The 26,644-nt window shown below is 63.0% G+C and carries 22 protein-coding genes and 1 tRNA gene; 7 read left to right on the top strand and 16 right to left on the bottom strand.

Annotated features, from left to right (window positions below; all coding sequences use genetic code 11):
• Positions 1 to 61 precede the first annotated feature (61 nt).
• The 4 genes from mreC (at position 62) to rodA (ending at position 5,422) form a co-directional block, all read left to right on the top strand.
• Positions 62 to 1,177: a rod shape-determining protein MreC gene (gene mreC, locus G3O01_RS03825; protein ID WP_205803199.1), complete on the top strand. Its 1,116-nt coding sequence runs from the start codon at positions 62 to 64 to the stop codon at positions 1,175 to 1,177.
• Positions 1,174 to 1,686: a rod shape-determining protein MreD gene (gene mreD, locus G3O01_RS03820; RefSeq protein WP_205803198.1), complete on the top strand. Its 513-nt coding sequence runs from the start codon at positions 1,174 to 1,176 to the stop codon at positions 1,684 to 1,686. Before mreC ends, mreD begins: the two co-directional genes overlap by 4 nt.
• 174 nt (positions 1,687 to 1,860) lie before the next feature.
• On the top strand, positions 1,861 to 4,263 hold the full coding sequence (gene mrdA, locus G3O01_RS03815; RefSeq protein WP_205803197.1) for a penicillin-binding protein 2: 2,403 nt from the start codon (positions 1,861 to 1,863) through the stop codon (positions 4,261 to 4,263).
• A gap of 10 nt (positions 4,264 to 4,273) precedes the next feature.
• Positions 4,274 to 5,422: a rod shape-determining protein RodA gene (gene rodA, locus G3O01_RS03810; RefSeq protein WP_205803196.1), complete on the top strand. Its 1,149-nt coding sequence runs from the start codon at positions 4,274 to 4,276 to the stop codon at positions 5,420 to 5,422.
• A 49-nt stretch (positions 5,423 to 5,471) separates the two neighbouring features.
• Here the strand turns inward: rodA and G3O01_RS03805 are convergent, their stop codons facing one another.
• From G3O01_RS03805 to def, 14 genes are all read right to left on the bottom strand, one after another.
• On the bottom strand, positions 5,472 to 6,182 hold the full coding sequence (locus tag G3O01_RS03805; RefSeq protein ID WP_205803195.1) for a tetratricopeptide repeat protein: 711 nt from the start codon (positions 6,180 to 6,182) through the stop codon (positions 5,472 to 5,474).
• On the bottom strand, positions 6,179 to 6,961 hold the full coding sequence (locus tag G3O01_RS03800; RefSeq protein WP_205803194.1) for an aldolase/citrate lyase family protein: 783 nt from the start codon (positions 6,959 to 6,961) through the stop codon (positions 6,179 to 6,181). The genes G3O01_RS03805 and G3O01_RS03800 overlap by 4 nt, the downstream gene beginning before the upstream one ends.
• A gap of 184 nt (positions 6,962 to 7,145) precedes the next feature.
• Complete coding sequence (gene queD / locus G3O01_RS03795) at positions 7,146 to 7,589, bottom strand: 6-carboxytetrahydropterin synthase QueD (protein WP_205803689.1); 444 nt, start codon at positions 7,587 to 7,589, stop codon at positions 7,146 to 7,148.
• 9 nt (positions 7,590 to 7,598) lie between these two features.
• On the bottom strand, positions 7,599 to 8,231 hold the full coding sequence (queE, locus tag G3O01_RS03790; protein WP_205803193.1) for a 7-carboxy-7-deazaguanine synthase: 633 nt from the start codon (positions 8,229 to 8,231) through the stop codon (positions 7,599 to 7,601).
• Between the two features lie 62 nt (positions 8,232 to 8,293).
• Complete coding sequence (gene queC, locus G3O01_RS03785) at positions 8,294 to 9,025, bottom strand: 7-cyano-7-deazaguanine synthase QueC (protein ID WP_205803192.1); 732 nt, start codon at positions 9,023 to 9,025, stop codon at positions 8,294 to 8,296.
• A 378-nt stretch (positions 9,026 to 9,403) separates the two neighbouring features.
• Positions 9,404 to 9,479 (bottom strand) — tRNA-Phe (locus G3O01_RS03780).
• A 72-nt stretch (positions 9,480 to 9,551) separates the two neighbouring features.
• A complete protein-coding gene (esaR, locus tag G3O01_RS03775) occupies positions 9,552 to 10,241 on the bottom strand; it encodes a response regulator transcription factor EsaR (protein WP_205803191.1) in 690 nt (229 codons plus the stop codon).
• Complete coding sequence (locus tag G3O01_RS03770) at positions 10,242 to 12,665, bottom strand: PAS domain-containing sensor histidine kinase (RefSeq protein WP_205803190.1); 2,424 nt, start codon at positions 12,663 to 12,665, stop codon at positions 10,242 to 10,244.
• A complete protein-coding gene (locus tag G3O01_RS03765; protein ID WP_205803189.1) occupies positions 12,655 to 13,245 on the bottom strand; it encodes a DUF4390 domain-containing protein in 591 nt (196 codons plus the stop codon). Before G3O01_RS03765 ends, G3O01_RS03770 begins: the two co-directional genes overlap by 11 nt.
• The gene (rsmB, locus tag G3O01_RS03760; RefSeq protein ID WP_205803188.1) at positions 13,242 to 14,666 is read right to left on the bottom strand and encodes a 16S rRNA (cytosine(967)-C(5))-methyltransferase RsmB; all 1,425 of its coding nucleotides are present in this window, start codon (positions 14,664 to 14,666) and stop codon (positions 13,242 to 13,244) included. Before rsmB ends, G3O01_RS03765 begins: the two co-directional genes overlap by 4 nt.
• Before the next feature lie 191 nt (positions 14,667 to 14,857).
• Positions 14,858 to 15,715: a zinc metalloprotease HtpX gene (gene htpX, locus G3O01_RS03755; RefSeq protein ID WP_205803187.1), complete on the bottom strand. Its 858-nt coding sequence runs from the start codon at positions 15,713 to 15,715 to the stop codon at positions 14,858 to 14,860.
• Between the two features lie 104 nt (positions 15,716 to 15,819).
• A complete protein-coding gene (locus tag G3O01_RS03750) occupies positions 15,820 to 16,461 on the bottom strand; it encodes a LysE family translocator (RefSeq protein ID WP_205803186.1) in 642 nt (213 codons plus the stop codon).
• 100 nt (positions 16,462 to 16,561) lie between these two features.
• Positions 16,562 to 17,545 (bottom strand): methionyl-tRNA formyltransferase, encoded by a 984-nt coding sequence (gene fmt / locus G3O01_RS03745; RefSeq protein WP_205803185.1) that lies wholly within the window; start codon positions 17,543 to 17,545, stop codon positions 16,562 to 16,564.
• Between the two features lie 31 nt (positions 17,546 to 17,576).
• Positions 17,577 to 18,080, bottom strand: a complete 504-nt coding sequence (def, locus tag G3O01_RS03740; protein ID WP_205803184.1) for a peptide deformylase — start codon at positions 18,078 to 18,080, stop codon at positions 17,577 to 17,579.
• Positions 18,081 to 18,335: 255 nt separating this feature from the next.
• On the opposite strand from def, the gene dprA reads away from it, so the two are divergent.
• The 3 genes from dprA to G3O01_RS03725 all read left to right on the top strand — a co-directional run bounded on the left by dprA (position 18,336) and on the right by G3O01_RS03725 (position 22,907).
• Entirely contained in the window at positions 18,336 to 19,514 is a 1,179-nt protein-coding gene (dprA, locus tag G3O01_RS03735) for a DNA-processing protein DprA (RefSeq protein ID WP_205803183.1), read from the top strand.
• Positions 19,515 to 19,567: 53 nt separating this feature from the next.
• Positions 19,568 to 19,945, top strand: a complete 378-nt coding sequence (locus G3O01_RS03730) for a thioredoxin family protein (protein WP_205803182.1) — start codon at positions 19,568 to 19,570, stop codon at positions 19,943 to 19,945.
• A gap of 304 nt (positions 19,946 to 20,249) precedes the next feature.
• On the top strand, positions 20,250 to 22,907 hold the full coding sequence (locus G3O01_RS03725; RefSeq protein ID WP_205803181.1) for a DNA topoisomerase III: 2,658 nt from the start codon (positions 20,250 to 20,252) through the stop codon (positions 22,905 to 22,907).
• A gap of 117 nt (positions 22,908 to 23,024) precedes the next feature.
• On the opposite strand, the gene G3O01_RS03720 is transcribed toward G3O01_RS03725, so the two are convergent.
• On the bottom strand, positions 23,025 to 24,116 hold the full coding sequence (locus G3O01_RS03720; protein ID WP_205803180.1) for a LysR family transcriptional regulator: 1,092 nt from the start codon (positions 24,114 to 24,116) through the stop codon (positions 23,025 to 23,027).
• Positions 24,117 to 24,449: 333 nt separating this feature from the next.
• On the bottom strand, positions 24,450 to 26,306 hold the full coding sequence (locus G3O01_RS03715; RefSeq protein WP_205803179.1) for a phosphoenolpyruvate carboxykinase (GTP): 1,857 nt from the start codon (positions 26,304 to 26,306) through the stop codon (positions 24,450 to 24,452).
• Positions 26,307 to 26,644: the final 338 nt, after the last annotated feature.

Genomic DNA, 26,644 nt, shown 5'->3' with positions numbered 1-26,644 from the left:
CATTGCGCGTGCGCCTAGCGCGCGCCGCCGTTTCACCCACTCGCTCACGCTCCCGGCGACCATGGAATACAGTCCGCCGCCCCTGTTCAAGCAAGGCCCATCGGCACTCGCACGACTGATTTTCTTCGTGCTGGTTGCGCTCGCCCTGCTCATTTCCGACGCGCGTTTCCGCACGCTCGAAATCGTTCGCGGCGTGCTCGGCGCGGGGCTCTATCCGTTGCAACGCGCTGCGCTCGTGCCGCGCGATATCTTCATGGGCGCCGCCGATCTGGCCGTGACCGGCGCGACGCTGCGCGGCGAGAACGACAAGTTGCACGCGCGCAATCTGCAGCTGTCGCAACAGGCCAACGAGGCCGCGCAACTGGACGCTGAAAACAGGCATCTGCGCAATCTGCTGCAGTTGTCGCAACGGATGACCACGCAATCGATCCCCGCCGAGATCCAGTACGACACGCGCGATCCGTTCACGCAAAAAGTCGTGATCGGGCGTGGCTCGCAGCAAGGCATCAAGGATGGCTCGCCCGTCGTCAACGAAGACGGCGTGATCGGCCAGGTGACGCGCGTGTTCCCGATGCAGTCGGAAGTGACGCTGCTCACCGACAAGGATCAGGCCGTGCCCGTGCAGATCGTCCGCACGGGTTTGCGTAGCGTGATCTACGGCACGCCGAAGGGCGACGCGCTGGATCTGCGTTTCGTGCCGATCAGCGCCGACGTGGTGGCCGGCGACGAACTCGTGACGAGCGGCCTGGACGGCGTGTATCCGCCGGGGCTGCCGGTCGCGAAGGTGGTGCGCGTCGACAAACAGGCGGACACGGCGTTCGCGCGGGTGATCTGCCAGCCGATCGCACCGGTGCGCGGCGCGCGCGACCTGCTTGTCCTACACTATTTGAACAACGTGCCGCCGCGTCCCGCCGACGAACCCGATCCCGCCACGGTCGCCAAAGAAGCGAAAAAGAAGAACGCGAAGACGCCGGATAAGGGCAAAGCGAACGATAAGGACGCGAAGCCTGCGGAGCCCGCCAAGACCGGTGCGGCTTCGGCGCCCGCGGCTGCGGCTGCGCCCGCAAAGCCGGCGTCGTCGGCAAAACCAGCCGGCAAGGCATCGGCAGAGAAGAAGCCGGCCGCCGAGAAAAAGCCGCAAGCCGCTCGTGGGACCACTGAAGGGGCCAAGCAATGAATCGCCCGCAGTACATCCTGCAGCCCGTCAATCCTTATTTCATCGCGTTCAGTCTGGCCGCCGCATTCCTGCTGAACATGATGCCGTGGGGCCGTCTGATCGCCGTGCCCGACTTCGTCGCGCTCGTGCTGCTGTTCTGGAACGTGCATCAGCCGCGCAAGGTCGGCATGGGCATCGCGTTCATGCTCGGCCTGTTGATGGACGTGCATAACGCCAGTCTGCTCGGCGAACACGCGCTCGCCTACACGCTGCTGTCGTACGGCGCGATCACGATCCATCGCCGCGTGCTGTGGATGTCGATCGGCGTGCAGCTTTTTGCCGTGATGCCGCTGCTCGTCGTCGCGCAGCTCGTGCCGTTCGTGATCCGGCTGCTGACGGGCGCTGCGTTTCCGGGCTGGGGTTATCTGATCGATGGGTTCGTCGAAGCGGCGCTCTGGCCCATCGCGAGCATCCTGTTGTTGATGCCGCAACGCCGTCCGGCCGATCCGGACGATACGCGGCCTATCTGACCGCCCGCGCCGCCTGTCCGCTCATGAACGCGCCAAGCTTTCCCCGCCTTCACGAGCGCTCGACGGCGCACAGCACTGCGCAACATGACGACGCAGCGCCAAACGTGGCAGCGCATCGGCGCGTCGTCGCCGAATTGAATCAAACCGCATAACCGGCAGTCCCTGCCCAACCGCATGACCGAATTCAAGGACACCCAGCAACAGCTCACGAAATTCCGCCTGCGCGTCGCGGCGGCGGGGCTGTTCGTGTTCGTCTGCTTCGGGCTGATCGCGTTCCGTTTCCTGTTCCTGCAGGTCTGGCACTACAGCAAATACTCGCTGCAAGCCGATGAAAACCGCATCTCGGTCGCACCGATCGTGCCGAACCGCGGCATCATCACCGACCGCAACGGCGTCGTGCTCGCCAAGAACTACTCGGCCTATACGCTCGAAATCACGCCGTCGAAGCTGAACGACACACTCGACAACGTCATCGATAATCTCGCGACCGTCATCAGTATCGACGCGCGCGATCGCCGCCGTTTCCGCAAGCTGCAGGAAGACTCGAAGAACTTCGAGAGCCTGCCGATCCGCACGCGTCTCACCGACGACGAAGTCGCGCGCTTCACCGCGCAGCGTTTCCGCTTTCCGGGCGTCGAGGTGCGCGCGCGGCTGTTCCGTCAATATCCGCTCGGGCCGACCGCAGCGCACGTGATCGGCTATATCGGGCGCATTTCGCAGCGCGACCAGGACAAGATCGACGACGCCAGCGACCAGAACGACAGCGATCCCGAGCACTACGATGCGCGTCTGGACGCGAACAACTACAAGGGCACCGACTACATTGGCAAGATCGGTGTCGAGCAGAGCTATGAGACGGAACTGCACGGTCTGACGGGCTTCGAGGAAGTCGAAGTGACGGCGGGCGGCCGCCCCGTGCGCACGCTGTCGCGCACGCAGGCCACGCCGGGCAACAACCTCGTGCTGTCGCTGGATATCGGTTTGCAGCAGGTCGCCGAGCAGGCGTTCGCGGGCCGCCGCGGCGCGCTCGTCGCGATCGAGCCGTCAACGGGTGACGTGCTCGCGTTCGTGTCCGCGCCCAGCTTCGATCCGAACTCGTTCGTCGACGGCATCGACCAGCAGACCTGGGACGAACTGAACAACTCGCCCGATCACCCGCTGCTGAACCGTCCGTTGCACGGCACGTATCCGCCGGGCTCGACGTACAAGCCGTTCATGGCGCTCGCCGCGCTGACGCTGCACAAGCGCACGCCGCAATGGGGCTTCCAGGATCCGGGCTCGTACACGTTCGGCGGCCACACGTTCCGCAACGACGTGCCGCAGGGTCAGGGCTGGGTCGACATGAACCGCGCGATCATGGTGTCGAACGACACCTACTTCTACATGCTCGCGCACGATCTCGGCGTGAACGCGATCGCCGGCTTTATGAAACCGTGGGGCTTTGGACAGATCACCGGCATCGATATCGCGGGTGAAGCGCGCGGCATCCTGCCGTCGACGGACTGGAAGCGCCACGCATATCGCAAGCCCGAACAGCAGAAGTGGTACGAAGGCGAGACGATCAGTCTCGGTATCGGTCAGGGCTATAACTCGTACACCATTCTCCAGCTCGCGCACGCGACGGCGACGCTCGCGAACAATGGCACCGTCATGAAGCCCCACCTCGTGAAGGAAATCGAGAACCCGATTACCCGTGCACTGCGCGCCACCGTGCCGAAAGACGATGGTCGTATCGACGTAAAGCAATCCGATATCGACGTCGTCAAGCGCGGCATGGAAAACGTGACGATGAATCCGTCGGGCACCGCGTATCAGGTGTTCCGCAATGCCGCGTATCTGTCGGCAGGCAAGACGGGGACGGCGCAGGTGTTCTCGCTGCAAGGCGCGAAGTATCACGGCCACGCGCTTGCCGAACATCTGCGCGACCACGCGCTCTTCATCGCGTTCGCTCCCGCCGACAACCCGAAAATCGCCATCGCGCTGATCGTCGAAAACGGCGGCTGGGGTGCGCAAGCGGCGGGCCCGATCGCGCGGCGCGTGCTCGACTATTACCTCGTCGATCGCGCGAAGCCGGGCGTCGAAGCTGCTGCTGTCACGGCGGCGGCTTCGGCGACGGAGGAAACGTCGGCGCCTGTCATCGGCAGCGCGCCCACGGCGCCCAACGGTGATATTCAACCGGTGGCGGTCGCGGCAGGCTTCACCGCGCTGCCGCTGCCCGCCGGCGCAACGCCGCCGCATGCGGCGGCGGCATCGGATGTATCGGGTGCGGTTGCAGCGTCGGGAGCCGCTACGGCTTCGGCGCCTGTCGCTGCATCAGCGGCTGCGCCGCGAGTCGCTTCGGCGTCGAAGTCAGCCAAAGCGCCGCGCGGCGCGTCGGCAACGGCCGCAACGTCGGCTGCTGCATCGGATGCAGGCGCGACTACGGCGACGGCGCCCGTCAAAGCGTCCGACGCCCGCAAAACCCCACGCAAACCCCGTCCGGCCAGCGAATCGCGGCCGGTCGCCGCCGCGCCGTCGCGCAACGAGGACTCGCAGGCTGCGCCGCGTGGCCCCGTTTCCGGCGGCATCGACGAGTAAGGAGAAAGGCATGCAAATCGACAAGCGCGCCTGGCTCGAACGCTTCAAGAAGATGTTCGCGGGCTTCGACCGCCCGCTCGCATTGATTGTGTTTCTGCTGCTGTGCGTTGGCATCGTCACGCTGTATAGCGCGAGTCTCGACGTGCCGGGCCGCGTCGAAGACCAGTTGCGCAACATCATCCTGACGTTCGCGCTGATGTGGGTGCTGGCCAATATCCCGCCTACCACACTGATGCGCTTCGCAGTCCCGCTCTATACATTCGGGGTCGCGTTACTTGTCGCCGTTGCGCTATTCGGTCTCACGCGCAAGGGCGCGAAGCGCTGGATCAACGTCGGCGTGGTGATCCAGCCATCGGAAATTCTTAAGATCGCGACGCCACTGATGCTCGCGTGGTACTACCAGCGGCGCGAAGGCAATATCCGCTGGTGGGACTACATCGTCGGGCTGGTGATTCTCGCCGTGCCCGTCGGGCTGATCGCGAAACAGCCGGACCTGGGCACTGCCGTGCTCGTGTTCGCGTCGGGTTTCTTCGTCATCTATTTCGCGGGCCTGAGCTTCAAGCTGATCGTTCCTGTGCTCGTTGCAGGTGTGATTGCCGTCGGCGCAATCGCGACGTTCCAGGACAAGATCTGTCAGCCCGAAGTGCAATGGCCGCTGATGCACGATTACCAGAAGCACCGCATCTGCACGCTGCTCGATCCGACGTCCGATCCGCTCGGCAAAGGCTTCCACACGATTCAGGCGGTGATTGCGATCGGTTCGGGCGGCCCGCTTGGCAAGGGCTGGCTGAAGGGCACGCAGGCGCACCTCGAATTCATTCCCGAAAAGCACACCGACTTCATCTTCGCGGTGTTCTCGGAGGAGTTCGGCCTTGCGGGCGGTATCGTGCTGCTCACGCTCTATATGGCGCTGATTGCGCGCGGCCTGTACATCGCGGCGAATGGCGCGACGCTATTCGGCCGATTACTGGCCGGCTCACTGACGATGGCGTTCTTCACCTACGCGTTCGTGAACATCGGCATGGTGAGCGGGATTCTTCCCGTGGTGGGCGTGCCATTGCCGTTCATGAGCTACGGCGGCACTGCGCTGACGACGCTCGGTTTCGCGATCGGCCTCATCATGAGCGTCGCGCGACAGAAGCGGCTGATGCAAAGCTGATTCGATTGCTCAATACAAAAAAACGGCGCCTGAATTCAGGCGCCGTTTTTCATTGTGGCTTCGCTTCGTGCGATTCGCGTAACTGCGTGCTGAGTTGCTGATACTTGAGCCGCGCCGCCGGATCACCCTGCGCCGCCGCCGCCGCGTAATAGGCGCGCGCGACGTTCAGATTCTGCGCCACGCCGTCTCCGCCGCGCTCGTAGAACGAGCCTGTCACATACTGCGCGGTCATGTCGCCGCCTTCGGCTGCCTTTTTGTACCAGAAGAACGCCTGCTGATTATCACGTGCAGTGCCGCGTCCATCGAGAAACTGGTTTGCCAGCGCAAGCTCAGCCTGAATATGCCCTTGCTGCGCGGCCTTCAGAAACCATTGATGCGCCTCCGCCGGATCGCGCCCGACGAACTCACCATCGTCGTACATCTTGCCGTACACGTATTGCGCGTGCGACATGTTTGCGTCGGCGGCTTTGCGCAGCCACTTCTTGCCCTCTTCGACATTCGCAGGACCGCCTTCACCGTTCAACAGCATCATCGCCAGATTGAACTCGGCAAGACGGCTGCCGCGCTGCGCAGCCTTGCGAAACTCGGCAAGCGCGGACGTGAAATTGCCCGCGTTGTAATCGGCGACGGCCGTCTGCGTTTCCATATCCGACGCGGGCGGCGTCTTGCTCTGCGCATTCACCGACGCACCCGCCGCCAATGCAGTCAGCACGACAGCGCGGGTTGCAATGCGCATCGCGCGTAACGACAACAGCTTCATGACCGAACCTCCTGCAGTGCCTGTCGCGTGGTGCGCAACAGCCACATCACATCGGCGGCCAGCGCGATGAAGCGAAAGCCCTCCGACCGGTATTGCCTTGCGCTCGCCACGTCCATCGCAAAGATGCCCGTCGCGACGCGCGCGCGATGCGCGACGTCCAGAATGTGCTTCATCGCGTCCTGCACTTCAGGGTGCTTCGAATCGCCGAGATGGCCGAGGCTTGCCGCGAGATCCGCCGGTCCGACGAACAGGCAATCGACGCCCGGCGTCGCCGCAATCTCTTCCAGTTGCGACAGCGCGCGTTGCGATTCGATCTGCACGATGTTCGCGATCTGCGCGTTCGCGTTCTGCAGATAGTCGCGCCGCATGCCGTAAGCCGCCGCGCGCACGGCGCCCGCTACGCCGCGCAGGCCGTCGGGTGCATCAGCCGTGGCGTATTGCGTCAGGCGAACGGCATAGGCCGCTTCTTCCGCCGTCTCGATGTTCGGGAACATCAGCGTGCGCGCGCCCGCGTCGAGCACGCGCTTGATGAGCCATGGCTCGACGGCAGGCAGACGCACGACGGGTTCGGTCGGCAGATGCGCCGCAGCAATTGCGCGCAATTGACCGGCGACGTCGACGCTGTCGTTGGGCGCGTGCTCCATGTCGATCAGCAGCCAGTCGAAACCGGCGTGCGCGAGGGCTTCGGCCGCGCTATCGCTGCCGAGCGACAGCCACAGTCCGAACAACGGATCCGGGTCCTTGAGACGCAGCTTGAGTGGATTCGTGAACGTGCTCATTGCGCATCTCCGTGGATGTGACGCGCAGCCATGTACAGGCTGGAGCAATAGACGACGCGGCCCGAAAGGCCGACGTGTACAACATGATGTTGATGGCGGGCGTCGAGCCCGCAGCGTAGCGCGGTGACCGGCATGTCTCGCTCCGTGTGGTTATCGAAACGATCATACCGTGACAATAACCCGTTTAGTCGCGGACGACGTCAGCCCAGCAATTCGGCGTCTCGTACAGACGCACTTTGTGCAGCCGCAAATTGATGCCGTAGTGCGCGTCGTACACGTTCGCGAGAATGTCGAACGCGACGGCGGCAAGATTCTCAACCGTCGGAATACGATCGAGCACGATCGTCTTGTGACCGGCCATCGAGTCGAGGAAACCGCGCACCTGCGTATCGCCTTCGTAGACGAGAAACGCGTGATCCCATTTGTCGACGAGATGTTCGTTCGCGAGCGCTTTCACGTCGGCGAAATCCATCACCATGCCGCGATCGGGCGCGCCTTCCGTTTCGACGAGATCGCCTTGCAGCGTGATTTCGAGCACATAGCGATGGCCGTGCAGATTACGGCACTGGCTGCGGTGATCGGGAATGCGGTGACCCGCGTCGAATTCGAGTTTTCGTGTAATCGTCAGCACGGCAAATCAGGGAATGTTCAGGTACTTGTGAGTCTGCATCGACAGCCGCCATTGCGGATGCCGCTTGCACCAGTCGATCGCGAGCTTCGTATTGATATCGCGCGACGGGCCGTCCATCGGCTGGACGAGGAAATAGTCGAAGTCGAGCTTCGCGTAGTCGGCAAGGCGCTGGTTGTCCTGCGGCACGACCACTTTCAGTTCGTTGCCTTTGGTCTGCACGAGCGGCGCATCGGCCTTCGGGCTCACGCAGATCCAGTCGATCGTATCAAGCACGGGCAGCGAACCGTTCGTTTCGATGGCGATTTCGAAGCCTTGCGCGTGCAATGCATCGACGAGCGGCTGATCGATCTGCAGCATCGGCTCACCGCCAGTACACACGACAAAGCGTTGCTGTTCGCCTTCCGGCCACAGCGAAGCGATCTTCGCCGCGAGTTCTTCGGGCGTACGGAATTTGCCGCCGTTCTCGCCATCGGTGCCGACGAAATCGGTATCGCAAAACTTGCACACCGCTTCCGCGCGATCTTCTTCGCGGCCCGACCACAGGTTGCATCCGGCGAACCGGCAGAACACGGCCGGACGCCCGGCGTTCGCGCCCTCGCCCTGCAACGTGTAGAAGATTTCCTTGACCGCGTACGTCATGCTGCTTTCTGCCCGATGCTCCGTGAAGCTCTGTTGATATGGTCGATGCTTTGGTATGTCGCTCAGGCCGGTTCCGTGACCTGTTCGCCCTTCAGATACGCCTCGTAACCGCGCTTGCGCAACCGGCACGCAGGGCACTCGCCACAACCGAAGCCCCACGCGTGCAGTTCTGCGCGCTCGCCGAGATAGCACGTGTGCGTCTCGACGCGAACCAGTTCGACCAGCTCCTCACCGCCCAGCTCATGCGCGAGGCGCCATGTGTCGGCCTTGTCGATCCACATCAGCGGCGTTTCCAGCACGAAGCGGCTATCCATGCCGAGATTCAGCGCGACTTGCAGCGCTTTCATCGTGTCGTCGCGGCAATCCGGGTAACCGGAGAAATCCGTCTCGCACATGCCGCCGACCAGCACACGCAATCCACGCCGATAAGCAATCGCCGCGGCGATCGTCATGAACATCAGATTGCGGCCGGGTACGAACGTATTCGGCAGGCCATTCGACGCAGCGTGAATTTCGATCTCGCGCGTCATCGCGGTGTCGCTGATCGAGCCGAGCACGGACAGATCGATCATGTGATCGTCGCCGAGCCGTTCGCCCCACTCGGGGAACGTGCGCGCTACCGCGCTGCGAAAGCCATCGCGGCACTCGAGTTCGACGCGATGCCGCTGGCCATAATCGAAGCCCAGCGTTTCGACCGTTTCATATCGATCCAGCGCCCAGGCGAGACAGGTGGCCGAATCCTGGCCACCGGAAAACAGCACCAGCGCGCTACTCTTGGCGTCTTTGCGGGTCACCGTGAAACTCCGTGAAGGTTGATTGCGTATGCAGCGGCCGCGCGAGCGGCTACTCGCGGTTTGCTGCGCGCCCGTTCGGCGCGGGCCGGGACTAACACCGGCTCAAGCAGTATAGGCGGCGGGTTTCACGCGCCAATCTGCTTCGGCTTATACCGCTGATCGCCCGTCAGAGCGTTTCACGCTACGCAATGCCTCGGACCTGAAACGAAAAAGGACTTGCGAAGAACACGTGGCAAGTCCTTGATACGGCGGGATTTTATCATGCGCTGCCCGGACCCGCTCGCAGCCGCTACGCCAGCCGGATTTCGCACCGCATCAGTATCGCGTCCGCAAATAGGAAAAGCCCCAGGAATCTTGCGATTTCCTGGGGCTGAATCCTGGTGGCCTGGGGCGGAATCGAACCACCGACACGCGGATTTTCAATCCGCTGCTCTACCAACTGAGCTACCGGGCCAACGAAGAAGCGAGAGTATAGCAAGCACTTTTGCGTTTCTCAAGCCTTTCGCGAAAAAAACTTCAGCGGACTTTATTCGCCCTTGTTCTTGCCGAGATCGACGCCCAGCTGCTTGAGCTTGCGATACAGGTGAGTCCGCTCCAGCCCGGTCTTTTCCGCGACGCGCGTCATGCTGCCGTTCTCGCGCGCGAGGTGATACTCGAAGTACGCGCGCTCGAAGGCGTCGCGGGCATCGCGCAGCGGAATGTCGAATGAGATCGACGCAGTCTGCGCGGACAACATGCCGCCGCCAAGACTGTCCGCCGACATCATCGGCAACGCCGCGGCCGATGCAACGGCCGACGCATTCGCCGACATCGCCGGCTTCGCTGCCATGCCGCCGGCCGTCGGCGCCGCGCTGCCACGCGCGAGACCCTGCTCGACCGCCTTCAGCAGCTTTTGCAGCGCGATCGGCTTTTCGAGGAAGTTGAGCGCACCGATCTTCGTCGCTTCGACCGCCGTGTCGATGGTCGCGTGGCCCGACATCATGATGACGGGCATCGTGAGTAGCGCCTGCGCGGCCCATTCCTTGAGCAAGGTGACGCCGTCGGTATCGGGCATCCAGATGTCGAGCAGCACCAGATCGGGTGCCAGGCGTTGCCGGTAGTCGCGCGCCTCCTGCGCGTTCTCCGCGACCTCCACGACATGCCCCTCGTCGCTCAGGATCTCCGAGAGCAATTCCCGGATGCCCATTTCATCATCTACCACCAGGATGGTTGCCATTTAAGCTGCCCTTGTCTGCACTGTTGCTTTTGTCTTTCCCTGCGACGCACTACTGCTGCCATGCGTCGCCTGCGGCCCGCTTCCGGGCGCCGCAGCCTTGTTGTCTGCGAGTTGAAGGAAGAGGATCGAAATTTGCGCGCCCTCGATCACATCGCCCGCTCTCAGGCGGTTACGAATGTCGATTCGTGCGCCGTGTTCATCGACGATCTTCTTGACCATGGCGAGGCCAAGACCTGTTCCTTTGGCCTTGGTCGTCACGTAAGGTTCGAACGCGCGCGTCAGGATGCGCGCGGGGAAGCCCGGACCGTTGTCCGACACGGTCAATCGCACCGCGACGCTCACTTTGCCGTCTGCGTCGGGATCGCCATATTCTACTGTCCTCGTTTCGAGCAACACACGCGGTTGCTGAACATCGGCGACAGCGTCCTGCGCATTCTGCAGCAGGTTATGGATCACCTGACGCAATTGCGTCGCGTCACCGCGTATAACGGGCAAGGTCGCCATTTCGACGACAATCGGGCTCTTGCCCTCTTCAATTCCGTACAGCGTCAGCACTTCGCTGACGAGTTCGTTCAGTTGCAGATTCGCGAGCACGGCAGGTGGCGTGCGCGCGTAGTCGCGGAAATCATCGACCATCTGCTTCATCGCCGCGACCTGATTCACGATTGTAGTAGCGCCGCGTTTCAATACGTCGGCATCCGATGGCGAAAGCTTGTCGGCGAGCTTCATCTGCAAGCGCTCTGCCGAAAGCTGGATCGGCGTAAGCGGATTCTTGATCTCATGCGCGAGACGCCGTGCGACTTCGCCCCATGCGACGGAACGCTGCGCGGAGATCACGTCGGAGATATCGTCGAATACGACGACGTAGCCGGACGTTTGCTCATCGTCGCTATCGTTGCCCGCCGCCGATACTAGCCGCGCGCCGCGCACGAGCAAGGTCAGCGGATCGGCTTCGCCAGGAATCTGCAACTGCATCTGCTGCTGCCAGTGGCCTGTATCGGTTCGATCGTCGCCGCTCGCTGCTTCGAGATCCGCGAACGCCTTGCGCACCATCACGCCGAATTCGCTCAACACGCCGATACGATCCAGCGACGAACCGAACACCGACGCGAACGGCTGACGGAAGATACGCTCCGCGCCGCGATTGGCGGTGGTCAACCGGAATTGCCGGTCGAACACGAACACGCCCGCGGTCAGGTTGGCCAGAATGCTTTCGAGATACGCCTTCGAATGTTCGAGCGCGACGCGGTTCGCTTCCACAGCAAGTCGCGCTTCCGACAATTGCCGCGTCATCGCATTGAACGACTGCGTAAGGAAGCCGAGCTCGTCGCGCGACTTGATTTCGCGTTTGGGCGTGTAGTCGCCTTCCGTCACTTCCTTCGTACCTTGCGCGAGCAGGAACAACGGTCGCGCGAGCTGATTGCCAAGCGCGAGCGCAAGCATCATCGCGATAAAAGTGGCGAGGAACAGCGCGAGCGTCAGCGTGCCGATATACATCTTGCGCAAGCCCGTGCGCCCGATCGCCTTCTCCTGATACTCGCGATACGCGCGCTGCACGGCGTCCGCGTTACGCGCGAGCGATTGCGACACGGGCTGCGTGAGTTGCAGGAAACGCTCGGTTGGCTGCAACTGCGATGCGTTGGCGTCGGGAATACGCTGCACGATGCGCAGACGCAATGCGCCCTTCGCGCCGCGCGCTTTCGGATCGCCGTCCACTTCTCCTTCGATCGACGCAAAGCCGCGTCCGCGCGCCGCCTCGATCATGATTGGCGTCGGCAGATCGCCGGGTACGAGCGACGCGTAATTGCTCGTTGCCTGCGCGACCACGTGCATATCCGGCGACGCGCCCGAAATACTGCGCGACGGTTCGACGATCGTCGCGTCCTGCACGCCGAACTGATCGCGCAGACGCAAGAGCGTGAGCGTCGTGCCGGCGGAATCGGCGCTCGCGAGCTGCTCGGCCATCAGGCGGCCTTTGGTTTGCAGATCCGAGAGCGACGCATCGAGCATGCCGCGTCCGAGATTCAGGCCCGACGTCAGTGCCGTTTCGACATTCACGTCGAACCACGACTCGATACTGCGCGACACGAACTGATACGACACGATGTAGATAATGCCGCCCGGCACCACGCCGACCAGCGCGAAGAAGAACGCGAGCTTCGCCAATAGCCGCGTGCCGAACTTGCCCTTGCGCAATCGCGTGACAATGATCACGACCAGCACCGCGACGATCAGCATGAAGATCAGCGCGACGGCCACGTTTGCTGCGTAGAGCCAGCCGTAGTAACGATCGAAGAATTCGGTGTTCGCGCTCGCGGCTGCGAGCAGCACGAGCAGCAGGACAGCCGTCACGGCCACCGTCGATACGAGCAGCCTGAGCACGAGGCTGCCGACACTGGTGGCGCGGCGCACTTTATTTAGCACGTTCGGTCACCGTGAAGGTAAAGCGCTTCCAGTCGGAAGCGAGATTCCAGTCGCGGTTGTTGACCGCGTCGATCTGGAACGGCTTGGGCATCAATGCGATATCGAGCTGCATGCGCACCGATGCAGTGTACGTTTCTCCCGGATGAACCTGATTGCGATCGATCACGTGCCACGACGTGACATGCTTGATCACGGCCAGCGCCTCGTTCAGCGAAGCGAAGCCCAGTTGCAAGCCGCCCGTCGACACGCGGTACTCGCGCGTGAGCGGCTGGAACGAAAGTCGAATGCTTTGCGATACGCTCACCGGCTGTTCGTCGAACCAGTACCAGCGTGGCCGGCTCAGTTCGAAGTCCGTTGTGAAGTAAAGCGGTATGCCCTTGTTGACGGCGTCTTCGAGGTTGCTGTTCAGCTCGAACTCGAAACGCGCATCGAGCGCCCAGCCGCTGCCGTCGGATTGCAGGGACGCGCGCTGCACGGCGATCGATTCGGCTCGCGCCGGCCCGGCTGCCGTGAGGCAAAGGGCCAGCGCAATCCAGAGCGCGGCCACGAGCCGTAGCGGAAGAAAGCGTTTGATGATCACCGTTTCTGAAAGCGCGCGTAGAAGAATCCGTCGTGGTCTAAGCTCGAACCAGTGCTTTGTCCGGCGCGGGAACCAGCCGATACGTCGGCGGGCGCGCGGGCGACTGCTGGGAGCAGTTGCCCCGGCGCGTCCAATCGTACCGCATCCGCGTGTCGGTTTCCAAACCACTGAGCCTGCAACTCGCCTTCTTCCGGAAAGATCGAGCACGTAACGTACAGCAATTCGCCACCCGGTTTGACGAGTGGCCACAGCGCTTCGAGAATGCGGCGCTGCTCTTCGACGAGCGCGGGAATGTCCGACGCGCGACGCAGCCAGCGAATGTCAGGATGACGGCGCACGATGCCCGACGCCGAGCATGGCACGTCGGCGAGGATGCGGTCGAACGGTTGATCCGTCGCGTCGTGCCACTGCGACGGGTCGCCCGCGTCGCCCACTCGCACATGCGCTTGCAGCCCCAGACGCTTCAGGTTTTCGCCGATACGCCGCGCACGTGTCGCATCGCTTTCGAGCGCGATCAGGTCGATGTCCGCGAGTTCGAGCAGATGGCCCGTCTTGCCGCCGGGCGCCGCGCACGCATCCAGCACACGCATGCCGTCGCGCACGCCGAGCAACTGCGCGGCGAGTTGCGCACCCGCGTCCTGCACGGAGACCACGCCCTCTTCAAAGCCGGGAATGCGATCGACGGGCATCGGTGTGTCGAGCCGCACGGCGTTGTCGCCCGCTTGCGTCGCGGTAATCTGATGCTCACGCAACGTTTGCAGATAGGCGTCGACCGTGGAACGACGGGCGTTCACGCGCAGCGTGAGCGGTCCCTGGCCGTTGCCTGCAGCGAGCATGTCTTGCCATGCATCGGGCCATGCCTTGCGGACGGCGTCGATCCACCAGACCGGATAGTTCCAGTGCGCGACAGCGTTGGCTTGCGCTTCGGCCAGCAACGCGTCGCGTTCGCGCAGGAAGTTGCGCAGCACCGCGTTGACCAGACCCTTCGCGAACACGAATTCGCGCCGCGCGCCAATCGCGTTCACGGCCTGATCGACTACCGTGAAAGGCGCATAGGCCGCGTTGCTCTCTTCATCGACCAGCAACGCCAGCGCGCACGCGAGCACATGCGCGACGTGCGGTGTCGGCGCCTTGCGCACGAGTTTTCCAACCAGCCATTCTGCGGTGCCCAGGCGGCGCATCGTGCGGTACGCGATGTCCTGCACGGCGCCTCGTGAAGCCGACGCGACGCCCTCCGGCTGCGACACGAAGATCGCGTGCAAGGCGGCGGGCAGCGCCGCGCCGTGGCGCACGGCGCCGACGGCCTGGGCAGCGCCGTCCAGCGCGAAACCGAGCGATTCAGGTGCGAGATGCAGCGTCGACAGACGGGTGCCACGCGATGGCGGCGGCGATGCCGGACGCTGGGAATGCTTTCGGGTCATGAAGAGGCGAGAAACGGGCGCGCACGGAAAGTGTCGCGCAAACGCCACATTGTAGCGTGATGCGGGTTTCGGACCGGTGTACCGTTCCCGAACTGACCGCGATCATCGCGAACGCGAGCGATGCTGAAATGAAAAAGGGGCGAGTCATACTCGCCCCTCTTGTACTGCTACGGCCGAAATCCCGTCGATGCTTACTCGAAACGCCCCGTGCGCGCCATTTCCATCAGGCGGGCAATGCGCTCTTCGGTGGCCGGGTGCGTCGAGAACAGATTCTGGATACCGCCGGCCGACAGCGGATTCATGATCATCATCTGCGCGGTCGCCGGGTGCGCTTCTGCCGTCGGGAACGGGATGCCGTTCGCGTACCGATGGATCTTGTCGAGCGCCGACGCGAGCGCCTGAGGATCGCCCGAAATCTGCGCGCCGCCGCGATCCGCTTCGAATTCACGCGCACGGGAAATCGCCATCTGGATCAGCGCACCTGCAATCGGCGCCAGCAGCGCGACAGCGATGCTCGCAATCGGGTTCGACGGACGGCCATTCTCGTCACGGCCGCCGAAGAACATCGCGAAGTTCGCCAGCGCCGAAATCGCGCCCGCCATCGTCGCCGAAATGGTCGAGATCAGGATGTCGCGGTGCTTCACGTGCGCGAGTTCGTGCGCCATCACGCCGCGCATTTCACGCTCGGACAACACGCGCAGAATGCCCGTCGTGGCCGCGACGGCCGCGTGTTCCGGGTTGCGGCCGGTCGCAAACGCGTTCGGCTGATCTTCGTCGATCAGGTACACGCGTGGCATCGGCAGATTGGCGCGCGTCGCGAGGTCGCGCACCATCCGGTAGAACTGCGGCGCACTCGTTTCGTCGACTTCCTGCGCGTTGTACATGCGCAGAACCATCTTGTCTGAAAACCAGTACGAGAAGAAATTCATGCCCAGCGCGATCAGCAACGCGAGCATCATGCCGCGCTGGCCGCCGATCATGCCGCCGATCACGATAAAGAGTGCCGTGATCGCGGCCATCAGCATCGCGGTTTTCACCCAGTTGAACATATCCAAGACTCCTTGCCCGTCACGCGGTTCTTTATTGGTGCCGCATCGTCGCGGCGAATGATTGTAAGCGAACTGTTAGATAGGGACGAGCGCGAAAAATTCAATCACCGCGTTGCCGTGGCGAGCCTGATTCCAAGCCCTACGAATGCGCTGCCGACAGTGCGGTCCAGCCACTTCCTGACGCCCGGCTTGCCCGAGAAGCGGCGCGTGACGCTGCCCGCGATCCACGCGACAAAGCTGTTCCACGCCATGCTCATCACGACGAACACGACGCCTAGCGTGAGGAACGCGAACGTCTTGTTGCTGCTGTCCGTCGACACGAATTGCGGGAAAAACGACACGAAGAACAGCACGACTTTCGGATTCAGCACGTTGGTCCAGAAGCCCTGCATGAAAAGCTGGCGCAGCGACTTCGGCGCGCCAGCTGCGCGCGTTTCGCCCTTGGCCTCACCGGCTTCCGGTTTGGTCAGGATCAGGCGCACGCCGAGGTACATCAGATACACCGCGCCGACGAACTTGATGACGGTGAACGCCGTGGCCGATGCCGCCAGCAGCGCCGTCAGTCCGAACGCACACGCGAGCGAATGCACGCAGCACCCCGCCGAAATCCCCAGCGCCGACATCAGCCCCGCGCCGCGCCCCTGCGCAACGCTACGACCGACGATATACGCAGTGTCGGGCCCAGGCGTGACATTGAGCAGAAAGACAGCGACGACGAAAAACTCGAAATGGGTAATGCCGAACATGGAATCCTCTTCACGTGCAGTTGCACCAAAGATTCTAACGCGCCGCGCGAACGCGGCGCGCCCTGGCCGAACGGCATATGGTGCGGGGAAACGAGCGTCGTTATTGTGATTGCGCGAGATCGAAGCGCTGGCCGGCGGCGAGTGTGGAACCGGCGAGGAATTCACGCACCGGCAGGCGCTTGCCACCGGGTTTTTGCAGTTGCGTAAGACGCAGCGCGCCTTCACCGCACGCCACAACGACGCCTTCGGGCGATACATCGACGATCGTGCCGGGTTCCGCGTTGCGCGGAGCGTCGCCTGCAATAGCGGACCAGATTTTCAGCACCGTGCCGTCTAGCGTCGCCGCGCCGCCGGGGAACGGATCGAATGCGCGAACCTGGCGCGCCAGTTCCGCCGCGGGACGCCGCCAGTCGAGCGCCGCCTCGTGTTTGCCGATTTTCTCGGCGTAGTTGGCGCCGTCGGCCGGCTGCGGCGTCGCAGCGAGCTTGCCGCTGCGCTCGAGTTCGACCAGCGCTTCGACGATCAGCTTCGCGCCCGCTTCGGCCAGACGGTCGTGCAGTGTCGCGGTGGTGTCGGTGTCGTGGATTGGCGTGCGGACTTCGGAAATCATCGCGCCCGTGTCGAGGCCGACGTCCATCTGCATCAGCGTGATGCCCGTTTCGGCGTCGCCAGCTTCGATCGCGCGGTGGATCGGCGCGGCGCCGCGCCAGCGCGGCAGCAGCGAAGCGTGAATGTTGATGCAGCCGTGCGGCGCGATGTCGAGCACTTCCTGCGGCAGCAGCAGGCCATAGGCGGCCACGACCATCACGTCGTGCGGCGTAGCGCGCAGTTGCTCGATAGCAGCCGTGGCCTCCGCAGGGAACTTGCCGCTACGGCGCAGCGAAGGCGGCTGCGCGACCTCGATGCCGTGCTCCTGCGCATAGCGCTTGACGGGGCTCGCCTGCAGCTTCATGCCGCGGCCGGCCGGGCGATCCGGCTGGGTCAGGACGAGCGGCACGGGGAAACCAGCCTCGTGGATCGCGGCGAGCGCCGCAGCGGCGAATTCCGGCGTGCCGGCGAAGATGACGCGCAACGAATGACTCATGTACGGATAGCGAAAGCGGTACGAAAGCGCGTCACATCGCGTGCGCGAGCTTTTTCATCTTGCTCTTGATGCGCGTCTGCTTGAGCGGCGACAGATACTCGACGAACACCTTGCCCATCAGGTGATCCATTTCGTGCTGAATGCACACGGCGAGCAGCCCTTCGCAATCCAGTTCGAAGGTTTCGCCCTTCTCGTTCAGCGCACGTACGCGCACCTTCTCGGCGCGCTCGACGTTGTCGTAGATGCCCGGTACCGACAGACAACCTTCTTCGTGGATCTCGCGCTCGTCGCTCGACCAGATGATTTCCGGGTTGATGAACGCGCGCAGTTCGTCGTGCGCATCGGACACGTCGATCACGATCACGCGCTCGTGCACGTCCACCTGCGTCGCCGCGAGACCCACGCCGGGCGCGGCGTACATCGTCTCGGCCATGTTGGCGACGAGCTTGCGGATGCGGTCATCGACCTTGTCGACCGGCTTCGCGATCTTGTGCAGACGCTTGTCCGGGTAATTGAGGATGTTGAGTAAAGCCATGGTTCTGAAATGGATTGGACGCCAGCGCCAGTGAACAGGTTGCGCGATTAGCCATTCGGCCAGGTTGTTCGCCGACCTCGACACGCACAGGATAGATAGTGGCCGAACCGTGTTGATTCAACGCCAGTTCGACGCGTCAAGCGCGTATCCGCAGGCTCGCGCGAGCGCGGCGCAGCAGTGGTTTCGGGTTATTTCGGATGATGAAAATTTTAGCATGGCGACTGAAAGGCCGGTTGCCGTGCGAGGACGTGAGCCATGCAGACGCTTCCCCTGACAGACCAGGAACTTGCCGCCTGGTTGCAGCTTTCGATGGCGCCGGGTTTGAACCCGGCTGCGCTGCGTCGCCTGCTGGCGGCTTTCGGCTTGCCCGAAGCGGTCGTGTCGCAGAGCTTCGCGGCGCTCGCCGAAGCCACCGACGAAGCCACAGCGAGGGCTGTGCTCGCGCCGCCAGCCGCCGACTTCTCCGCGCAACTCGACGCGGTTCGCACTTGGCGCGAGTCAACCGGCAACGCGCTCGTTACGCTCGACGATCCCGCCTATCCGCCATTGTTGCTGACCATGCCCGATCCGCCGCCATTGCTATATGTAAAGGGGCGGATCGAGCTGCTGCACGCGCGTAGCGTTGCCGTGGTCGGGAGCCGCAGCGCGACGCCACAAGGCATCGAGGACGCGACGCGCTTCGCCCGCGCTTTCTCGGATGCAGGGCTAGCGGTGGTGTCGGGGCTTGCGTCGGGGGTGGACGGCGCGGCCCATCGCGGTGCGCTTCAAGGGCGCGGCAACACGGTTGCAGTGATCGGCACGGGCGCGGATCTCGTCTACCCGTCCTCACATCACGCGCTTGCGCACCAGATCGCCGCGCAAGGCGCGATCATGTCGGAATGGCCGCTAGGCACGCCCGCCCGCTCGGCGAATTTCCCGCAGCGCAACCGGCTGATCGCGGGGCTCGTCCGGGGCGTGCTGGTGGTCGAGGCGGCCATGCGGTCCGGCTCGCTGATCACGGCGCGCTTCGCAAACGAAATGGGGCGCGATGTGTTCGCGATTCCAGGTTCGATCCACGCGCCGCTCGCGCGCGGTTGTCACCGGATGATCAAACAGGGGGCGAAACTGGTCGAAACACCGGAAGACGTGCTCGAAGAGCTCGGATTTGCCCTTCAGCCGCCCGCAGCCGAGCCGGCGAAGGCACCCCGGCTACGGATGGCCGCGAACGCGTCTCCCGCAGGCGAGACACGTCCGGAGCGCGAAACGCCTGCATCGGTGGAAGCCAGCCGCCTGCTCGACGCGCTTGGCCACGCGCCCGCCACGCTTGAAATACTCGCCGAGCGCACCGACATGGACGACACGCTGCTGCAAAGCACGCTGCTGCGGCTCGAACTGGCGGGCGAACTCTGTGCGCTGCCCGGTGGACGGTACGTTCGCGCGATGCGCAGCGGCTGACGGGTCGTGCTACATTCGCGCCAAATAACCATGCAATACCGAAGGAACCCGCCATGCCCGCGCTGAACCTGGACACCGACTCGAAACGGATCGCCGAGCTCGTCAATGACAGCGAGATGCTTTTCGTGGCGTGTCTGTGCGCGGAATGGTGCGGAACCTGCCGCGAATACCGCGCCGCGTTCGACGCGCTCGCCGACCGGCACCCGGATATCTGCTTCGCGTGGATCGATATCGAAACGCATGCGGACCGCTTCGACGATCTTGATGTTGAGAATTTCCCCACAATTCTTATAGAAGACGGCGCGACCACTCGTTTCTTCGGCACGGTGTTGCCCCAGGCATCGATTGTCGAGCGGATGCTGGTCGATCTGACCGCCCTGCCCGGCGTCAAAGGCGCGCCTAAAGTGCGGCCAGCTTTGCTCGACGCCTGAAACCGGCGCTGAAACGCCCGTCGTCCGCGCCCCATTTATTAATCTGAGGCAAATGTCGGTACGGCATTTGCGGAATTCGTTCGGCAATGCGGGAAAAATGGCTTGAATCACGCGTGAAACCGCCTTTGGCGACGCTCGTCACACGGTTGCCCAATCGATCTGCGCGCAATTATGATGACCCGCTTTTTTGGGCCCACCGGTTGCCGTTGCGGCGGCGTGTGCTATAAAGCGGTCGTTAATGGGTGCCAAACCCGGGGCAGAAAACCCGAGGTCCCGGCCCGAATCCACCAATTTATTTTCAGTCATGTCCAAAGCACTGATCATCGCCGAAAAGCCATCCGTCGCGAACGACATCGCGCGGGCTTTGGGCGGTTTTACCAAGCATGACGAGTACTTCGAAAGCGACGATTTCGTCCTGTCGTCGGCCGTCGGCCATCTCGTCGAGATCGCCGCGCCGGAAGAATATGAAGTCAAGCGGGGAAAATGGAGTTTCGCCAATCTCCCCGTGATTCCGCCGCATTTCGATCTGCACCCGATCGCCAAAAGCGAATCGCGCCTGAAGGTGCTGAACAAGCTGATCAAACGTAAAGACGTCGACCGTCTGATCAACGCATGTGACGCGGGGCGCGAGGGCGAGCTGATTTTCCGCCTGATCGCACAGCACGCGAAGGCCAAACAGCCGGTGCAGCGTCTGTGGCTGCAGTCGATGACGCCCGCAGCGATCCGCGACGGCTTTGCGCAACTGCGCACCGACGTCGACATGCAACCGCTCGCGGACGCCGCGCGCTGCCGCTCGGAAGCCGACTGGCTGGTCGGCATCAACGGCACGCGGGCGATGACCGCGTTCAACAGCAAGGGCGGCGGCTTCTTCCTGACCACCGTCGGCCGCGTGCAGACGCCGACGCTGTCGATCGTCGTCGAGCGCGAAGAAAAGATTCGCCGTTTCATCCCGCGTGATTACTGGGAAGTGAAGGCGGAGTTCGTCTGCGCGGCGGGTTTCTACGAAGGCCGCTGGTACGACCCGAAGTTCAAGAAAGACGAGTTCGATCCGGAAAAGCGCGATTCGCGCCTCTGGAGCCTGCCGGCTGCCGAAACGATCGTCGCGGCCTGCCGCGGGCAGATCGGCACGGTGACGGAAGAATCGAAACCGTCCACGCAGCTTTCGCCGGCGCTGTTCGACCTGACCAGCCTGCAGCGTGAAGCCAACGGCCGCTTCGGCTTCTCCGCGAAGAACACGCTCGGGCTCGCTCAGGCGCTGTACGAAAAGCACAAGGTGCTGACCTATCCCCGTACCGACGCGCGCGCGCTGCCGGAAGATTACCAGGAGACGGTCAAGCACACGCTTGAGATGCTCAAGGAGAGCAACAACTATCTGCCGTTCGCCAAGCAGGTGCTCGACAAGGGCTGGGTGAAGCCGAACAAGCGCATCTTCGACAACTCGAAGATCAGCGACCACTTTGCAATCATCCCGACGCTGCAGGCGCCGAAGGCGCTCTCCGAGCCGGAGCAGAAGCTGTACGACCTCGTGGTCAAGCGCTTCCTCGCCGTGTTCTTCCCGGCTGCCGAATACCGCGTGACCACGCGGATCACGGAAGTCGTCGGCCATCACTTCAAGACGGAAGGCAAGGTGCTAGTCGAGCCGGGCTGGCTGCAGATCTACGGCCGCGAATCGGGCGGCGAAGACGCGAATCTCGTCCCGGTGCAGAAGAACGAGAAGGTCAAGACGGACAAGATCGCCGCGCAGCAACTCGTCACGAAGCCGCCCGCACGCTACAACGAAGCAACGCTGCTCTCGGCGATGGAAGGCGCGGGCAAGCTCATCGAAGACGACGAACTGCGCGAAGCCATGGCCGCGAAGGGTCTGGGCACGCCGGCCACGCGCGCTGCGATCATCGAAGGTTTGCTGGGTGAAAAGTATCTGGTCCGTGAAGGCCGCGAACTGATCCCGACCGCCAAGGCTTTCCAGTTGATGACGCTCTTGCGCGGCCTCGACGTGAAGGAACTGACCGCGCCGGAACTGACGGGCGAGTGGGAATACAAGCTGTCGCAGATGGAACGCGGCAAGCTGCCGCGCGACGCGTTCATGCAGGAAATCGCCCGCATGACGCAGACCATCGTCAAGCGCGCGAAGGAGTACGACTCCGATACGATCCCGGGCGACTACGCGACGCTGCAAACGCCTTGCCCCAATTGTGGCGGTCAGGTGAAGGAAAACTATCGGCGCTTTGCGTGTACGAAGTGCGAGTTCTCGATCTCGAAGATTCCGGGCGGCCGGCAGTTCGAAATCGAGGAAGTCGAAGAGCTGTTGCAGCAGAAGCAGATCGGTCCGCTTTCTGGTTTCCGCAGCAAGATGGGCCGGCCGTTCTCGGCAATTCTCAAGCTGTCGTTCGACGACGAAACGAAGAACTACAAGCTCGAATTCGACTTCGGCCAGGATCAGGGCGGCGAAGACGGCGAGGCACCGGACTTCTCGGAACAGACGCCAGTCGGCGCGTGTCCGAAGTGCAGCGGCAAGGTGTTCGAGCACGGCATGAGCTATGTCTGCGAGAACTCGGTCGCGAATCCGAAGACCTGCGACTTCCGTTCAGGCAAGGTGATCCTGCAGCAGGAAATCACGCGTGAGCAGATGGCGAAGCTGCTGGAAGATGGCCGCACCGACCTGCTGACGAACTTCAAGTCGTCGCGCACGGGCCGCAACTTCAAGGCTTTCCTCGTCAAGCAGAACGACGGCAAGATCGGCTTCGAGTTCGAGAAGAAGGAGCCGAAGGAAGGCGCAGCGAAGAAGACTGCTGCGAAGACGGCAGCCAAGGCGGCGCCTGAATCTGCAAACGACGAGGCAGTGAGCGAAGCGCCCGCAAAGAAGACCGCTGCGAAGACGGCAGCCGCCAAGAAAGCGCCGGCGAAGAAGGCCGCTGCAAAGACCTCTGCGGCGAAAACGACGGCACGTAAGACTGGCTCGTAAGCGCGGCGTCTGACGCACAGCGCACTGCAGCCAAACAAAAAGCGCAGTCACCTTCAAAGGTGACTGCGCTTTTTTTCGTCTGACCGGATCGCCCGTCAGGGCGTCGCGGCAATTGCCTTAGTGCGTCGGCGTCGCGAGATTGCGCGTGCGGTTCAGCGTGCGCGTCGTCGGCTTGGCGGGGATTTCGCCATCCAGCAGGCTCGACAGCGGCTCGGCGCCATCGAAGGCTTCGGGCGGCATCGCCATCGCGGTCGACTCGAGCATCGAGGGCGCGCGCTCCACGCCGTCCTTCACCCATTGTTCGCCGAGCTGGCTGTTCGGCGTCTGGTTGAAGTGCTCGACGAGGTGATCGATGAACGTGCGCACCTTGGCCGGCAAATGGCGACGGCTTGGGTAGGCAATGTTGATCTCGACCTGCGGCAGACGGTAGTCGCTCAGGAGACGCACCAGCTTGCCGCGCGTCGTGTCGCGCCCGATCAGATAGCTCGGCAGGATCGCGATGCCCATGCCGAGCATCGCGAACTGACGCAGCATTTCCGTATTGTTCGCGACGATCACGTTCGTCGGACGCACGCGCACTTCGCCTTCCGGGCCGGTGAATACGCGCTCGTCGCCCCAATACTCGGACGGCAGCGACAGGCTTGGATGCTCGATCAGCTGTTCCGGACGCGTCGGCGTGCCGTGCTTTTCCAGATACGCGGGAGTCGCGCAGACGGTCATGCAACCCGTCGTCAGGCGTCGCGTGACGATGCTCGCGCTACGCATATGCCGCGCGATCACCACGCCGACGTCGAAACCTTCTTCGACGAGATCGACTTGCCGGTCGACCAGCGTCACATCGGGAATCACCTTCGGATAGCGCTCGGCGTACGTCTGCAGCACGGGCGCGAGATTGTGCAGCCCGAACACCACTGGCGCGACGATGCGCAGCGTGCCGACAGGCTCGTGATTGCGCGCGACGACCATCTGTTCGACGTCTTCGAGCTCGTCAAGAATCTGACGGGCGCGTTCGAGATAAACCTGGCCGGACTCGGTCAGGGAAAGACTACGTGTGGTGCGATTCAGCAGCCGGGTGCCAAGGCGACCTTCGAGATCGGCGACGTGGCGGGTGGCGACTGCGTTTGAAATATCCATCGCGCTAGCTGCGCGGGCAAAACTTCCGAGATCCGCCACTTTGACGAATACTCGCATCGACTGCAAATGATCCATGGACAACTCCTGCCGTATTACAGCTCCCTCAGCGAACAGGAAGCACACTTGGGATTTTCCTACGACTAGGGAAATCCTGCAGAAGTTGCCTAGAAAGTCAGAAATTTTCTAAATATTTGAGTCAATATCTTCGGGGACGGAATAGCTACGCATCGATTATTCCCGTCCACGAAACAATTTGCTGCATCGCGTCGGAAACGGGCGGATAGCTCGAACAGCGAAAGCGACGCGTCGGCGGCAGAATGGGGGCCGAAAGCCACGCCCAAAAATGGTGCCGCAAAGGAAAAGCCGCCCGAAGGCGGCTTTGTCTTACGTTAGTGAGCGCTCACAAAATCAGGCGACTAGCTTCTTCTCCAGCGCGTTTCGCGTATCTTGCAGTGCGGCAGGCAGACCGTGCCGGAGCGTGTCGAACAGTTCGCTATGCAGCGCGAGTTCCTCGCGCCACGCGGCATCGTCGACGGAAATGACCTGCTCGAACTGCTCGCGGCTGAAATCCAGCCCGTTCCAGTCGATATCTTCGTAACGCGGCGACACGCCGAACGCGTGCTCCTCGCCCTGCGCCTTGCCTTCGATCCGGCCGACCATCCAGCGCAGCACGCGCATGTTCTCGCCAAAGCCCGGCCACGCGAATTTGCCGTCGTTGCCCTTGCGGAACCAGTTGACGCAGAAGATCTTCGGCGTGCGCGCGCTCAGTTGCTCCAGTTTTGCGCCCGTGTTTAGCCAATGGCCGAAGTAGTCGCTCATGTTGTAGCCGCAGAACGGCAGCATCGCGAACGGATCGCGCCGCACGACGCCCTGCTGCCCGGCGGCCGCAGCCGTCGTTTCCGAGCCCATCGTCGCGGCCATGTACACGCCCTCGACCCAGTCGCGCGCTTCCGTCACGAGCGGTACGGTCGTCGAACGGCGGCCGCCGAAGACGAACGCGTCGATCGGTACGCCAGCGGGATTCTCCCAGTCTGCGTCGATCGACGGACATTGCGACGCCGGCGCCGTGAAGCGCGCATTCGGGTGCGCGGCCTTGCGGCCCGTTTCCTTTGCGATTGCAGGCGTCCAGTCCTTGCCCTGCCAGTCGATCAGATGCGCGGGCAACTCGTCCGTCATGCCTTCCCACCAGACGTCGCCGTCGTCGGTGAGCGCGACGTTGGTGAAGATCACGTTTTCCTTCAGCGTCGCCATCGCGTTGAAGTTGGTCTTTTCGCTCGTGCCCGGCGCGACGCCGAAATAACCGGCTTCCGGGTTGATCGCATAGAGACGCCCGTCCTTGCCCGGCTTGATCCACGCGATATCGTCGCCGATCGTCGTGATCTTCCAGCCGTCCATGCCTTGCGGCGGAATCAGCATCGCGAAATTGGTCTTGCCGCACGCCGACGGGAACGCAGCCGCGACATGGCGCTTCTTGCCTTCCGGCGACGTCACGCCGAGCACCAGCATGTGTTCGGCGAGCCAGCCTTCGTCGCGGCCCATCGTCGACGCGATGCGCAGCGCGAAGCACTTCTTCCCGAGCAGCGCGTTGCCGCCGTAGCCCGAACCGTAGCTCCAGATTTCGCGCGATTCCGGGAAGTGGACGATGTATTTCGTGTCGCTGCACGGCCACGCGACGTCCTTCTGGCCCGCGGCGAGCGGCGCGCCTACCGAATGCACACACGGCACGAATGCGCCGTCCTCACCGAGCACGTCGTACACCTTGCGGCCCATGCGCGTCATGATCCGCATGTTGGTGACGACGTACGGGCTGTCGCTCAGTTCGACGCCGATATGCGCGATCGGCGAGCCGAGCGGGCCCATCGAGAACGGCACGACATACATCGTGCGGCCGCGCATGGCGCCGTCGAACAGGCCGTCGAGCGTCGTGCGCATCTCGGCCGGCGCGATCCAGTTGTTGGTCGGGCCAGCGTCCTCAGGGCGTTGCGAGCAGATGAACGTGCGATCCTCGACGCGCGCAACGTCCGACGGATCCGACCACGCGAGATAGGAATTCGGCCGTTTAGCCGGGTTGAGCTTCTTGAGAGTGCCGGCTGCGACCATCTGCGCACACAGGCGGTCGTATTCCTCCTGCGAACCGTCACACCAGACGATCCGTTCCGGCTTGGTCAGCGCCGCGACGCGCTGGACCCACTCGATCAGTTTTTGATGTTTGACCCAGGCAGGCGCTTCGAGGGTCGAATGGCCTGCAAATGCGGGATGATTCATCGAGCTGTCTCCGTTTTGGTAGAAAAAGAAAAACGGTGCTAGCCCAGCGACGCTGCATGCGAGAGGCGACAATCGGTGCGAGCGGGTCTTCCGCACGCGATCGAGCAGGTCATCAGGGCCCTTCCAGCCTGTCGCCGACACGTTGAAACCGTCTGTAAAGCGGCTTGCGCGGACATGCAACAAACTGTTAAAAACGAGGGAACTTGCCGCGCCGTCGTGGCTCCGTCATAGCGGCTCCTTGTACGGTAAGGCATTCACAACAAGCATCATGTGGTCCAGGTCACATGATGGGACACCCGAACAAGACTCTCCGTTCCGCACCTCCACGGTGCGTCGAA

It is taken from the genome of Burkholderia sp. Ac-20365 (assembly GCF_017104715.1).
In the GTDB taxonomy this organism is placed as follows: Bacteria; Pseudomonadota; Gammaproteobacteria; order Burkholderiales; family Burkholderiaceae; genus Paraburkholderia.
This window is presented reverse-complemented; position numbering and strand designations above follow the sequence as displayed.

What these genes read in the sequence shown, in the direction of transcription:
- mreC (WP_205803199.1), top strand. Translation starts at nt 62, where the DNA reads ATGGAATACAGTCCGCCGCCCCTGTTCAAGCAAGGCCCATCGGCACTC.
- mreD (WP_205803198.1), top strand. Translation starts at nt 1,174, where the DNA reads ATGAATCGCCCGCAGTACATCCTGCAGCCCGTCAATCCTTATTTCATC.
- mrdA (WP_205803197.1), top strand. Translation starts at nt 1,861, where the DNA reads ATGACCGAATTCAAGGACACCCAGCAACAGCTCACGAAATTCCGCCTG.
- rodA (WP_205803196.1), top strand. Translation starts at nt 4,274, where the DNA reads ATGCAAATCGACAAGCGCGCCTGGCTCGAACGCTTCAAGAAGATGTTC.
- G3O01_RS03805 (WP_205803195.1), bottom strand. Translation starts at nt 6,182, where the DNA reads ATGAAGCTGTTGTCGTTACGCGCGATGCGCATTGCAACCCGCGCTGTC.
- G3O01_RS03800 (WP_205803194.1), bottom strand. Translation starts at nt 6,961, where the DNA reads ATGAGCACGTTCACGAATCCACTCAAGCTGCGTCTCAAGGACCCGGAT.
- queE (WP_205803193.1), bottom strand. Translation starts at nt 8,231, where the DNA reads ATGACGTACGCGGTCAAGGAAATCTTCTACACGTTGCAGGGCGAGGGC.
- esaR (WP_205803191.1), bottom strand. Translation starts at nt 10,241, where the DNA reads ATGGCAACCATCCTGGTGGTAGATGATGAAATGGGCATCCGGGAATTG.
- rsmB (WP_205803188.1), bottom strand. Translation starts at nt 14,666, where the DNA reads ATGACCCGAAAGCATTCCCAGCGTCCGGCATCGCCGCCGCCATCGCGT.
- htpX (WP_205803187.1), bottom strand. Translation starts at nt 15,715, where the DNA reads ATGTTCAACTGGGTGAAAACCGCGATGCTGATGGCCGCGATCACGGCA.
- G3O01_RS03750 (WP_205803186.1), bottom strand. Translation starts at nt 16,461, where the DNA reads ATGTTCGGCATTACCCATTTCGAGTTTTTCGTCGTCGCTGTCTTTCTG.
- fmt (WP_205803185.1), bottom strand. Translation starts at nt 17,545, where the DNA reads ATGAGTCATTCGTTGCGCGTCATCTTCGCCGGCACGCCGGAATTCGCC.
- def (WP_205803184.1), bottom strand. Translation starts at nt 18,080, where the DNA reads ATGGCTTTACTCAACATCCTCAATTACCCGGACAAGCGTCTGCACAAG.
- dprA (WP_205803183.1), top strand. Translation starts at nt 18,336, where the DNA reads ATGCAGACGCTTCCCCTGACAGACCAGGAACTTGCCGCCTGGTTGCAG.
- G3O01_RS03730 (WP_205803182.1), top strand. Translation starts at nt 19,568, where the DNA reads ATGCCCGCGCTGAACCTGGACACCGACTCGAAACGGATCGCCGAGCTC.
- G3O01_RS03725 (WP_205803181.1), top strand. Translation starts at nt 20,250, where the DNA reads ATGTCCAAAGCACTGATCATCGCCGAAAAGCCATCCGTCGCGAACGAC.
- G3O01_RS03720 (WP_205803180.1), bottom strand. Translation starts at nt 24,116, where the DNA reads ATGGATCATTTGCAGTCGATGCGAGTATTCGTCAAAGTGGCGGATCTC.
- G3O01_RS03715 (WP_205803179.1), bottom strand. Translation starts at nt 26,306, where the DNA reads ATGAATCATCCCGCATTTGCAGGCCATTCGACCCTCGAAGCGCCTGCC.